Here is a 12,020-nt window from a genome sequence, read left to right on the forward strand (position 1 = left end):
TACGCTGACCCACGTCCTGACGGCGGCGGACCCGTGTTTCGCCCTGGCCCATGTGATTTGTCATCCGCTTCGGCCGGCCGACCGGTGTACGTACAAGAGAGGTTCGGGCCGAACACGATGAGTCTCAAGCAACAGTTCCGGCAGTACTCCCCCGAAAACTGGCGCCTATGGCGCAAGGTCACCGCAATCGTGGCGGTTCCCATCATCGCGGCCGCCTTCTTCGGATCGCTCCGCGTCTACACCCTGTTCGAGGACTCGCGCCACTTCGCCACCGCTGCCGAGCAGGTCTCGATTCTTCCGATGTTCGCCGAGTACAGCACCGGCGTCGCCGGTGCCGCCGCGGCGACGATCATCGGGTTGCCCACCGACAACGGTGAGACAACCTCGCGCGAAGCCGAGCGGGTCCTGACGGAACAGATGGCGAACATCAGCCTCGAGCCCGAGATCAAGTCGGCGCTCAACAAGGTGCTCGCCGAGGGAAACAGCCTGCTCGACAGCGCCGTCGCCGGGTCGATGGCACCACTGGTCGCCAGTGAACGGGCACAGGCATTCATCAGCCGTGTCAGTTCGGTCTTCCGCGCCGCCGCGTCGACCGCGCCGGAACCGGACGTCCTGCAGGAAAGCGCGACCCTGCTCGACATGTGGACGACCCAGTGGGCACTGCTCGACCAGGTCGTGGCGTTCTCCGCGCTCGGTGACGGGACCGAAGGGTCCCTCCTGATGTGGAGCAACGCGCTCGGCACCGACGCCGCCCAGGTGTCGATCCTGCGCGAGACCGTCGAGGCCAACCCCAGCATCACGGACACGAGCTCCCTCGATGCCTTGACCGCCGAACTCGACAACCGCCGAACACTGACTGCCGGCCTCGACAGCGGCTCCGGCGACACCGCAGCACTGCGGAACTCGATCTTCACGAGCCTCATGGTGTACATCGAGGAAGTCCGCAACTCCTCGATCCGCATCGTCGGCCTCCTCGACCAGCATGCGAGCGAAGCTCGTACCGAGGCACTCAAGAACGCCATCGGTATTGCCGTCGTGCTGGCGGTCGCCTTGGGCCTGACCGTCATGGTGGCTCTGTCGATCGTGCGCCCCCTCCGCCGCCTGCGAAACGACACGCTGCTCGCCGCCGAACAGAGCCTGCCCGAGGCCATCGCCGCGATCAAGGACGGCGCCGAGATCGACAGTGTGACGCTTCCTCCCGTGCGAGTGCACTCGAAGGAAGAAGTCGGCGAGGTCGCCCGCGCTGTCGACACGATGAACGAGGGCGCGCTCCGCCTGGCCGGCGAGCAGGCCCAGTTGCGCCGCCAGGTCAACGAGATGCTCGAAACGCTGGCCCGCCGCAACAAGACGCTCGTCGAGCAGCAGCTTTCGCTCATCGACTCGCTCGAACACGAAGAACGCGACCCCACACGTCTGCAGAACCTGTTCGCACTCGACCACCTCGCAGCGCGTATGCGCCGCACCGGTGACTCCTTGCTCGTCCTCGCCGGCACCCGGCAGCGCATGGGCCGGATCCCGGACACCCCGCTCGGCGACGTTCTGCGTGCCGCAGTCTCCCAGGTCGAGAACTACCAGCGTGTGAATGTCGGAAACGCCCCGGAAGGTTCCCTCGTCGGTACCGCGGTGACCGACGTCGTCCATATGGTTGCCGAACTCCTCGACAACGCGCTGCGCGCCTCACCGCCCGAGAGCACCGTGGCCTTCGCGTTCTCGCGCGCAGTCGACGGTGGTCTGCTCCTCGAGATCGCCGACCGCGGAATCGGCATCCCCGGAGACGAACTCGCCGAGATCAACGAACGGTTGGCGACCGACAGCGAAGCAGGTTCCGGTGCGGCTCGTCGCATGGGTCTGTTCGTGGTCGCCCGTCTCGCCGCCCGCCACGGCATCACGGTGCGGTTGCGCCCGACGTTCGACTCCGCAACCAACTCCGGCGTCACCGCGAGCCTGTACCTGCCGATCCGCTTGCTCAAGGGCACCGGGAGCCAGTCCGATCCGTTCCAGATCGACCGGCCCCGACGACTTCCGACGCCGGCCGGGGAGACTTCGTCGGAGTACACCGATCAGTACGACCAGACTCGTTCCTACAGTCAGAATGCCGTCGAGTCGTATGCCGGAGGGTCCCAGAACGGCAACGAAGCGTTTGCCTCGGCCGGCCAGAACGGCGGCGACGCGTCCGCGAACGGCAGCGACTCCTACGGCTCCTACGAGCAGAGCAACAACGGGTACGACCAGAACGGCAACGACTCGTACAACAACGGGTACGACCGCAACAGCAACGACTCGTACGCCGGATACGAGCAGAACAGCAACGACTCGTACAACAACGGGTACGACCAGAACGGCGACGACTCGTACGGCTCCTTCGAGCAGAACAACAACGGGTACGACCAGAACGGCAACGACTCGTACAACAACGGGTACGACCGCAACGGCAACGACTCGTACAACAACGGCGCACCGGCGGAGAATCCGTGGGAGCGTCCCCTTCCGCCGAGCAACCCGCCGGGACCCGCTCCCGGAACGAGTCCGGGAATCCGGCGCGGACAGTTGCACGAACGCTGGGTTTCACGCAACAACGGTGAGTGACCGGTTCCTCCGCCTCGACGGTGTGAGCCCGGGCTCGACAGCCGGAGCCTGCATCCGGCGCTGAACCTATGCAGGTGATGCCGCAGGGCGACCATTCGGTCCCCGGCGGCATCACCTGCATCGGGGCGCAGATCGGCGACAAATCAGGCGTATCCCCCGGATGAGCGCGTTAGAGTCGACACGCCGACGCCGAGGGAGAAACACGTGAAACGTTTCGTGCGCACCGCCGTAGTTGTCGCCACCGCCGCTTTGGTGGTGGCCGGATGCTCCGGAAACAACGCCGATGATCCACTCGCAGCCGACGCCGGGGAGGGCGGCCCCATCGTCGTGGGTTCTGCCAACTTCCCCGAGAACGTCTTGCTCGCAGAGATCTACGCTCAGGCGCTCGAAGCCGAGGGCGCCGAAGTGACACGCCAGTTCAACATCGGCAGCCGGGAAATCTACTACGACCAGGTCGCGTCGGGGGCCATCACCGTGCTGCCCGAGTACAACGGTGCGCTGCTCGCCCGCGTCGACCCGGAGAACACTGCCGCGACCACCGACGAGGTCAATTCGGCTCTGGCCGAGTCGCTTCCCGAGGGGCTGACCATCCTTACCTCCGCGCCCGGTGAGAACAAGGACGCCTTGGTCGTCACGACGGAGACCGCGGATCGCTACAATCTGACGACCATCGCGGACCTCGCACCGGTGGCGGGAGAACTCGCCCTCGGCGGACCGCCGGAGTTCGAGACTCGACGCCAGGGTGTCGTCGGCCTCCGCGACGTCTACGGCGTCGAGTTCGAAGAGTTCGTGCCCACCGACACGGGCGGACCGATCACCATCCGTGCGCTCGGCGACGACACCATCCAGGTCGCGAACATCTTCACCACCGATCCCTCCCTCAGCACCGAACCCTTTGTCGCATTGGAAGACCCGGAATCGGTCTTCGGAGCGCAGAATGTCACTCCACTCGTTCACCGCGAAGACCTGACGAACGAGGACGTCGCAGCACTCGACGCCGTGTCGCAGAACCTCACCACAGATGTTCTCATCGAACTGGTGGGACAGGTCGTCACCGAGGGACGTGACATCGACGTCGTCGCCGAAGAATGGTTGCAGAGCAACGGCCTGAAATGAAAGCCGGTGTGATGTGATCACTTTCGACAACGTCGAGAAGCAGTATCCCGACGGAACGGTGGCGGTCGACGGCTTGTCGCTCGAGGTGCCCACCGGCACGCTGACCGTGTTCGTCGGACCGTCCGGATGCGGTAAGACCACTTCTCTCCGCATGATCAACCGGATGGTGGACCCGACCGGCGGGCGCGTGCTGGTCAACGGTGAGGACGTGCGCACCCAGGATCCTCGAACGCTCCGGCGGGGGATGGGATACGTCATCCAGCACGCCGGGTTGTTCCCACACCGGACCGTCGTAGACAACGTCGCAACGGTGCCACGATTGATGGGTGCCTCACGCAAGCAGGCCCGGGCGACCGCCATGGAGGTGCTCGGCCGGGTCGGACTGGGAGAGGAACTGGCCCGTCGATACCCGGCACAACTGTCGGGCGGGCAGCAGCAACGCGTCGGCGTGGCTCGCGCCCTCGCCGCCGATCCGCCGATACTCCTGATGGACGAACCGTTTTCGGCGGTCGACCCGGTGGTCCGCAAGGAGTTGCAGCAAGAGTTGCTGCGCTTGCAATCGGTCCTCGCCAAGACCATCGTGCTGGTCACCCACGACATCGACGAGGCGATCACTCTCGGCGACCGCGTCGCCGTACTTCGTCCGGGTGGGGTGCTCGCCCAATACGCCACTCCCGAAGAGCTTCTGGGCGATCCGGCAGACGACTTCGTGGCCGGATTCCTCGGGGTCGACCGGGGAGTGCGGCTGCTCTCGTTCTTCTCCACAACAGATCTTCCGCTGCACACCGATCGGATCACGACCACCGGAGACGTGTCCGGCCGGGCCGGCGACGACCGCTGGCTACTCGTCGTCGACGACGAGAAACGGCCCCTCGGCTGGCGCGACCCGCAGGCACCCGAGGCCCTCGCGCCGGCCGGACGGGGTTTCGTGCCCGGACAGGACACGTTGCGTGGCGTTCTGGACGCCTCGGTACTGTCGCCGTCCGGGTTCGCGGTCGCAGTCGACGAGGGAGGGCGGGCAATCGGAGTCGTCAGCAGCGAAGAAGTGACCGCGGTAATTCGCAGCAGGCATCGACGCCGTGCGGATTCCCAACCGGCGCAGGGTCGCCCGTGAACCTCCGAATCCCGGGCTACCTCGGTACGTTCTGGGAACTGCTGTCGGACCACCTCGTGATGGCTCTCGGTGCGTCCTTCCTGGGACTGGTGGTGGCGCTGCCGCTCGGCCTGGTGTGTGTGCGATGGCCGCGGGCGTACCCTCCCGTCCTGGCGATCTCGAGTGTGCTGTATTCGATTCCGTCGCTTGCCTTCTTCGTCCTGCTCATCGCGTTCACCGGCATCAGCCGGACGACCGTGATCCTGCCGCTCGCCGTGTATGCCCTCGCCGGCCTCGTTCCGAACGTGGTCGACGGACTGCGTGGAGTCCCGGACAGCGTGCGCCAGTCCGCGATCGCGATGGGATTCTCCGAACCCCGCAGGCTGCTCATCGTGGATCTGCCGATCGCGCTTCCCGCGGTCCTCGCGGGGTTGCGTGTCGCGGTCGTGGCCAACATCAGCTTGGTCAGTGTCGGTGCGCTGATCGGAATGGGTGCGTTCGGGTCGCTCTTCACCGCGTCGGTGCAACTGGACCGGCTCGATCTCGCGCTGATCGGAGTCGCGATCACAGTCGTGATGGCACTCGTCGCCGACGCGGTGCTGGTGCTCGTGCAGTGGCTGGCCACACCGTGGCTGCACCGGTCTGCGGGAGCAACCCGGTGACGACGTTGTGGCACTATCTCGTCGAGTGATTCGGTGACGCCGCGAACTGGTCGGGACCGTCCGGAATCCCGGCTCGCCTCCTCGAACACTTCGGCTACACGCTCCTGGCCTTCATGCTGACCGTCCTGCTCGCGCTGCCTCTGGGGCTGTGGACCGGGCACACGGGCCGCGGCGGAATCCTGATGACCCTCCTCGCGAACGCCGCGCGGGCACTTCCGACCTACGGACTGCTCGTACTGCTGGTGGTGCTCTACGGCATCGGACTCGTGCCGATTCTGGTTCCGCTCGTGGCACTGGCGGTGCCGCCCGTGCTGCTCAACTCCTACGAGGGGATCCGCAACGTCGATCCCGCTCTCACGGATGCGGCGCGCGGTATGGGCATGACCCGCGTCCAGGTGCTGCTCCGCGCGCAACTACCCGTTGCGATGCCGCTCATCCTGGTAGGGATGCGGACAGCGGCGGTCCAGATCGTGGCTACCGCGACGATCGCGGCGTCAGTGAGTTTCGGCGGAGTGGGCAGGCCGATCGTCGACGGTCTCGCGCGTAGCGACTACGCACTCGTGGTGGGCGGTGCCGCTCTCGCGGCGGTGTGCTCCGTGGTAGTGCTGGGCATCTTCGCGGTGCTGCGCCGCGTGCTGGTGCCGGAAGGCCTGAGGGCCTCGCCGGGGTGACTGAATCCCCGTACCGGAGCCCTCTCGGTGGCTGTGCCCTGCACGAATACGCCTACGCGGCGGTGCGGAAGCGATGACGCGATCGACGCGGCAGACGTCGACCTACGAGGAGTGTCGCTTTCGCGTGACCTTTTCGTGATCTTCCATTACGGTTTACACAGCCCGCTCGGCGGGGACCCTCACGTTGTGGTACGACGTGTCGTGTTGCGAACTGCGGCGCCGGACTGAGGCACGCCCGTCGGGGGAGTCCGGCGCCGCATTTGCCACCGGAACACCCACCGATTTCGGTGCGCTACGAGCGACCTGTGGTGCCCGCACCCGAATCATCCGCACCCCACGCGCGCAGGGCGGAGACCGTCGTCCTCAGCGAATCCTCGGACGGCGCCGGATTCACAGGTTCGGCCGCGCCCGAATCGGGCTTGACACGGCCCGCTACGGGATACAGCGAAGAAAAGAGCATCGTCGACCTTCCGTCCGTGCCGTATGTCCTAATGGGTGTACCACCGGATACCACGGTTCTGAACGCGACGTAGCTCACACTTTCGCGGTGCCGCGCAAGAACGGCTCATGCCCGAGGGGCGAAGACCTCTTCTGCGAGCCTGGCGGGCGCTTCGACCGCGAGCAGATGTCCGGCGCCCGGAACCACCTGGAGATCGATCGCCATGTCCTCGGCGAGCTTGCGCAGCGACGAGACCTGCACCAGCGGATCCTGCTCACCGACCACGATCTCGACCGGGCGGCCCCGCCAGCGCTGGAGCACCGAACGACCGATCCGCGGCAGGCCGGTCAGCGAGGTGCAGTACGCACCGACGCGACACGACCAGCGCAGCGTCGGATCGTCGGGCTGATAGCCACTGCCGGCCAGCGCCTGCAGGTATCGCTGGGTGTTCTCGAGATTCGGTTCGTTCCGCCATTGGAGGCCGGGGATGAGGGCGCGATGCCACCGCGCGCGAGGCACAAGACCCAGCGGCGCGGCGAGAACGAGTTTGTCGACGCGGTCCACGTCGGCCGCAGCGGCCGCGACAGACGCCGACCAGCCCAGTCCGATCACCGAGGCGCTCGGAAGTCCGAGTGCGTCGAGCACCTCGACGAACCAGCGACCGTAGGCCGCGTGAATCTCGGACGCAGGCCGGGTGCGGGCGCTTCCACCGGGCAGGCCCGGCAGGTCGACCAGGATGACGCGGCTGGAGTTGTCGAACTCCTCCGCGAGGAGTCGCAGTCCCGCGGCCGGGAGGTCTCCACCGGCCAGGACGACGATCGGCCGGGCGGTGGCCTCGCCGATACTCAGGATGTAGGTCTCGCCCAGCGACGTGCGTGCGATGTGCTCGTCGACCGGCCTTGCCCAGTGCGACAGCATGCCCGCGCACGCAGAATGAATGACGCTGTCGTCACCGGGGCAGCGGTAGGGGGATCGGGTGAGCATCCGAATCACCCGACAACCCGGGCCGAACCGGGCACGACGACATGTTCACAGGTGAACTGCATGGGATGAATCTTCTCTCGTAGGCACGACAACTCTTCGCCGACCTTGCGGCACACCGGACGACACCGTAGCTCACTCCTGTGGCCCACGCCAGCATCCACTCCGGCCTTCGGGCGCGCGCGTCCCTCGCGTCACTCCGGTACCACGGCGTCACTGGGGCGAGCCGGTGACTCCCTGCCGCAACTCGTCGACCGAGGAGACGACTCGTGGACGATAGCCGTCACCGGCGTCCGGGTCGGCAAGGCGTCCGTCGGGGTCTACCAGCGCAACCTCGATGTCGTCGCGGTGAAGGCGCCGGATCACCTCGAGCAGCATCCTGCGTCCGACCGGAAGAACCGCCCGGACCAACGTGAGATCGAACACCACGCCCGGAGTTTCGGCGGGATCCTCCACCATCGCCCGCACGATCCCCTCTGCGTTCGTGAAGTGGATGTCGCCGTGGAGTTCGAGAAGGGTGAAGGCCTCATCGCCCTCTCCCTGGACGGCACGGCGGCGCAACACCGATTGCGACACGATCGGTGCCTCCATGAGGTGGAGGTTCATGTCGTGCGACAACCGCTCGAAGGCCTCGACGCCGCGCACACTCGTGCCGTGCTCGTCCAGCCGGGGCGAGTACACCGCAATACCCAACTGGCCCGGAAGAACTCCGATGATCCCGCCCGATATGCCGCTTTTCGCGGGAATGCCGACGGTGGAGAGCCAGTCGCCTGCCGCGTCGTACATTCCGCAGGTCGCCATCACCGACAGCACCTGCCGCACGACCGAACGGGAGAAAATCCGCTCGCCGGTGCGCGGTTGCACACCTCCGCCGGCGAGCGTGGCGGCCATCATCGCGAGATCGACCGTATTCACCTTCACCGAGCATTGCCCGACATATCCGGCGACCACGTCGTCGGGATCGTCGGGGAAGCTCTGGTAGTTGCGCAGCAGGTTCGCGATAGCGACATTTCGGAACGACGCGTTCAGTTCCGAGGCTGCGATCGCGTCGTCGACTTCGAGTTCACGCCCCGCCATCGACGACAACAGGCTCCGGATGGCCTCGACACGAGACTCTGCCGTCGCGTTGTCGCACACCAGTGCGTGTGCGGTGAGGGCGCCTGCGTTGATCATCGGGTTGAGGGGACGACCTGTATCTCGCTGGAGGGAAATCTCGTTGAAGGCTTCACCCGACGGTTCGACACCGATCCTGTCGAGCACCTTCTCGAAGCCCTGCTCTTCGAGCGCGAGACCGTAGACGAAGGGCTTCGATATCGACTGGATGCTGAACTCGGTCTCGTCGTCACCCACCGAATATGTCACGCCCTCCGCGGTGACCAGCGAAATCGCGAAGCGGTCCGGATCCGCATTCTTCAATTCGGGGATGTGGTCTGACGTCGCGCCTGCCCCTTTCGAACAGACGGAGAGAACTTCGGTCAGGTAATCCGGCAGAGGTGAACGCATCGGTCCATCGTCGCTCATTGCGGATACCGCCGGTCGTGGGCGTTCCCTCGGGGAAATGAGGAGGCGGATTCGTAGACAACCCGTGAGGCGTCGGGCCACGATGGAATACCGGGTGCGGGTACAGGTAATTACGAGCAACCCCCGGCAAAAAGATCTCTCCGGAATGTCGATCGCCGATCGGCCCGTTCGACGGGTAGATAGGAGAGATCGAATCGCGGTCTCCGACACGAAGGGGAATCCCATGAAATACATGCTGGTGATGCGGTCCACCGACGCCGCCATCGAAGCTTCCAAGAACATGGACTTCAACGAGATCGTCAACGCCATGGGCCGGTACAACGAGGATCTGATCAAAGCTGGTGTCCTTCTCGCGGGGGAAGGCCTGTCCGACGCCGAGGAAGGATTCGTCGTCGACTTCGACTCCGATCCTCCGTTGGTCACCGACGGCCCGTACGGGGAGACCAAGGAACTGTTCAACGGTTTCTGGATCATCCAGACCTCGAGCAGGGAGGAAGCCGCCGAGTGGGCGAAACGCTGCCCCCTCGGACCGGGTTCCAAGCTCGAAGTACGTCGCGTCACCGCGGCCGAGGACTTCGATCAGAACAACGAATACGTCCGCAAGGAAGCCGAATGGCGTGAGCAACTGGGCACCGACAAGCCGGTGGTCGGCTGACCGAGATGAGCGAGACGCGGCCGCACGGCCTCGACGACGCACGCCGCGTCGTCGAGGCCGTGTGGCGCATGGAGTCGGCGAAGATCGTTGCGGCCCTGACACGCACCGTCGGTGATCTCGATCTCGCAGAAGATCTTGCTGGACAGGCACTGCTCGCGGCACTCGAGCAGTGGCCGGGAACCGGGGTACCGCGCAATCCGGCGGCGTGGCTGACATCGGTGGCCACCCGACGAGCGATCGACGGGTGGCGGCGCCGGGACCGGCTCGACGAGCGTTATGCCTATCTGGCACGCGAGTTGAGGGACGACGCATCGAAGTTCGACACCGACGCGTGGGATCCCGACCGGATCGACGACGACGTGCTGCGGCTGATGTTCGTTGCGTGCCACCCGGTGCTGAACCGCAACGCCCAGGTGGTTCTGACCCTCCGCGTCGTAGGGGGCCTGAGCACCGACGAGATCGCGAAGGCTTTCCTCACCCGCACCACCGCTGTCCAGCAGCGGATCGTTCGCGCCAAGAAGGCCCTCACCGCCGCCCGGGTGCCCTTCGAAGTGCCGGACCGAGAGGCCTTTCCGAGCCGGCTCAGTGCCGTACTCGGCGTGATCTACCTGATCTTCAACGAAGGCTACGTCGCAAGTTCGGGTGGCGATTGGATCCGCGCCGACCTCGCCGACGAAGCATTGCGACTGGGCCGCATCCTCGCCGAGCTTCTCCCCGAAGAACACGAAGTGCACGGACTCGTCGCACTCATGGAATTGACGGCGTCGAGGTTCGCCGCCCGCGCGACCCCCGACGGCGAGCCGATCCTTCTCGCCGACCAGGACCGCACCCGGTGGAATCGCGCCCAGATCAATCGCGGCATTGCCGCACTCGCCCGCGCCGACGCAATCGGGCGGGGCCGGGGGCCGTACGGGCTTCAAGCGGCGATAGCCGAATGCCACAGCCGCGCGCTCACTTTCGAGGACACGGACTGGGACCGCATCGTCCTGATCTACGAAATCCTCGCCAGGGTGGCGCCGTCCCCGGTCGTCGACCTCAACCATGCGGCCGCGTTGTCGATGGCCGAAGGCCCGGCGGTCGCGCTCGAACATGTGGACAGGCTCGCCGCGTCGGGCACTCTCGCCGGGTACCACCTGCTGCCCAGTGTCCGGGGCGAATTGCTCCGCCGGGTCGGCCGCGGGGTGGAGGCTCGCGGCGAGCTGCTCGAGGCGGCACGCCTGACCGGAAACGAACGAGAGCGTGCGGTGCTCCTGGCGAAGGCGGAGGAAGTCCGCGAGTCCTTCGACCTGTGAGAATTCATTCCTGCCGGTTCAGCGCCGCGAGTGCCTCGAGTTGATCGAGGTAATGCTCCGACGACGTCGCGGCGATCGTCACGCCCGCCACGGTGGCACCCGCCTCGCCGATGCGTCTGAGCCGATCCGCGGTCCGCACCGGGTCGCCGATGGGGTCGACGGGCCGGCCGGTGCCGAGCACGACGTCGAAAGCGGCGGGTGGTTCGACACGCGACAACATCTCGGTGAGGGTGTCGAGATCGAGGCCGAAGGGCACCCATCCGTTACCGAGTTCCACCGCACGCCGAAGAGATCGCGGTGTGCGGCCCCCGACCCAGACGGGTACTTCGGTACGGACACCGTGGGGATCCACGACCATGTCGGAGAACTCGAAATGCGCACCGGAGTACGACGGTCGTTCGCGGCCCCAGGCCGAACGCAGGGCGCGGAGCGCGTCGTCGGCGATCTCGCCACGTCCTGCGAACTGAGCTCCGAGGAGTTCGAATTCTTCTGCGAGACTGCCGACACCGACGCCCAGGACGAGTCGCCCACCGCTGACTCGGTCGAGGGTCCCGTAGCGTTTCGCGATCTCGAGGGGGTGGTGGTACCCGAGCACGAGTACCTGCGTGACGAGCCGGATGTTCCGCGTGCGCGCAGCCAGGAATCCCAACGTCGCGAGTGGATCCCAGTAGGTCGAACCTCGTTGCGCAGCAACATCTACCGGTACGGCCACGTGTTCGCTGCAGGTCAGATGGTCGAAGCCGAGACGGTCGGCGGCTTCCGCGATCGCGACGAGGTCCTCGACGCCCGCGTCGGCCTCCCAGTCCCCGGCGACTCCGGGCACCCGAGTCACGATAGGGCTCGTGATGCCGAGGCGCAGAGTCATCGGAGGCGTCCGGCGGCCGCCATCCGCGGTCCGCGCCCTACGAGGCGGTCAGGTGTCATACCGGCCACGCTAATCTAACGGCACATCCCGGCGACAGCGTTGTCCCGGTCAACGGTTGCACCGCCCGGAACTCGCCCGG

Annotated in this window: 10 protein-coding genes; 7 read left to right on the forward strand and 3 right to left on the reverse strand. The window is 66.1% G+C overall.

Going from position 1 to position 12,020, the window contains the following annotated elements:
• Positions 1-117: 117 nt before the first annotated feature.
• The 5 genes from RDCOP1_RS12300 to RDCOP1_RS12320 all read left to right on the forward strand — a co-directional run bounded on the left by RDCOP1_RS12300 (position 118) and on the right by RDCOP1_RS12320 (position 6,128).
• Positions 118-2,586, forward strand: a complete 2,469-nt coding sequence (locus tag RDCOP1_RS12300) for a sensor histidine kinase (protein ID WP_084722588.1) — start codon at positions 118-120, stop codon at positions 2,584-2,586.
• A 204-nt stretch (positions 2,587-2,790) separates the two neighbouring features.
• Positions 2,791-3,702: an ABC transporter substrate-binding protein gene (locus RDCOP1_RS12305; RefSeq protein ID WP_072700915.1), complete on the forward strand. Its 912-nt coding sequence runs from the start codon at positions 2,791-2,793 to the stop codon at positions 3,700-3,702.
• 13 nt (positions 3,703-3,715) lie between these two features.
• On the forward strand, positions 3,716-4,816 hold the full coding sequence (locus RDCOP1_RS12310; protein WP_072700917.1) for an ABC transporter ATP-binding protein: 1,101 nt from the start codon (positions 3,716-3,718) through the stop codon (positions 4,814-4,816).
• A complete protein-coding gene (locus tag RDCOP1_RS12315; protein ID WP_072700919.1) occupies positions 4,813-5,457 on the forward strand; it encodes an ABC transporter permease in 645 nt (214 codons plus the stop codon). The genes RDCOP1_RS12310 and RDCOP1_RS12315 overlap by 4 nt, the downstream gene beginning before the upstream one ends.
• Positions 5,458-5,570: 113 nt before the next feature.
• Positions 5,571-6,128: an ABC transporter permease gene (locus RDCOP1_RS12320; RefSeq protein WP_231922869.1), complete on the forward strand. Its 558-nt coding sequence runs from the start codon at positions 5,571-5,573 to the stop codon at positions 6,126-6,128.
• Positions 6,129-6,693: 565 nt separating this feature from the next.
• Here RDCOP1_RS12320 and RDCOP1_RS12330 read toward each other — a convergent pair.
• On the reverse strand, positions 6,694-7,551 hold the full coding sequence (locus RDCOP1_RS12330; protein WP_231922868.1) for an alpha/beta fold hydrolase: 858 nt from the start codon (positions 7,549-7,551) through the stop codon (positions 6,694-6,696).
• 210 nt (positions 7,552-7,761) lie between these two features.
• Positions 7,762-9,051 carry a glutaminase gene (locus RDCOP1_RS12335; protein WP_072701439.1) on the reverse strand — a complete coding sequence of 430 codons (1,290 nt, stop codon included), beginning with the start codon at positions 9,049-9,051 and terminating at the stop codon, positions 7,762-7,764.
• Positions 9,052-9,292: 241 nt separating this feature from the next.
• Between RDCOP1_RS12335 and RDCOP1_RS12340 the strand changes: the two genes are divergently transcribed.
• Positions 9,293-9,724: a YciI family protein gene (locus tag RDCOP1_RS12340; RefSeq protein WP_072700923.1), complete on the forward strand. Its 432-nt coding sequence runs from the start codon at positions 9,293-9,295 to the stop codon at positions 9,722-9,724.
• 5 nt (positions 9,725-9,729) lie between these two features.
• The gene (locus RDCOP1_RS12345) at positions 9,730-11,016 is read left to right on the forward strand and encodes an RNA polymerase sigma factor (RefSeq protein WP_072700925.1); all 1,287 of its coding nucleotides are present in this window, start codon (positions 9,730-9,732) and stop codon (positions 11,014-11,016) included.
• A 4-nt stretch (positions 11,017-11,020) separates the two neighbouring features.
• On the opposite strand, the gene RDCOP1_RS12350 is transcribed toward RDCOP1_RS12345, so the two are convergent.
• Positions 11,021-11,875, reverse strand: a complete 855-nt coding sequence (locus RDCOP1_RS12350; protein ID WP_072701441.1) for an LLM class F420-dependent oxidoreductase — start codon at positions 11,873-11,875, stop codon at positions 11,021-11,023.
• Positions 11,876-12,020 lie beyond the last annotated feature (145 nt).

It is taken from the genome of Rhodococcus coprophilus NBRC 100603 (assembly GCF_001895045.1).
In the GTDB taxonomy this organism is placed as follows: domain Bacteria; phylum Actinomycetota; class Actinomycetes; order Mycobacteriales; family Mycobacteriaceae; genus Rhodococcus; species Rhodococcus coprophilus.

Coding starts and splice junctions, on each gene's coding strand:
- RDCOP1_RS12300 (WP_084722588.1), top strand. CDS start 118: ATGAGTCTCAAGCAACAGTTCCGGCAGTACTCCCCCGAAAACTGGCGC.
- RDCOP1_RS12320 (WP_231922869.1), top strand. CDS start 5,571: ATGCTGACCGTCCTGCTCGCGCTGCCTCTGGGGCTGTGGACCGGGCAC.
- RDCOP1_RS12330 (WP_231922868.1), bottom strand. CDS start 7,551: ATGCTCACCCGATCCCCCTACCGCTGCCCCGGTGACGACAGCGTCATT.
- RDCOP1_RS12335 (WP_072701439.1), bottom strand. CDS start 9,051: ATGCGTTCACCTCTGCCGGATTACCTGACCGAAGTTCTCTCCGTCTGT.
- RDCOP1_RS12340 (WP_072700923.1), top strand. CDS start 9,293: ATGAAATACATGCTGGTGATGCGGTCCACCGACGCCGCCATCGAAGCT.
- RDCOP1_RS12345 (WP_072700925.1), top strand. CDS start 9,730: ATGAGCGAGACGCGGCCGCACGGCCTCGACGACGCACGCCGCGTCGTC.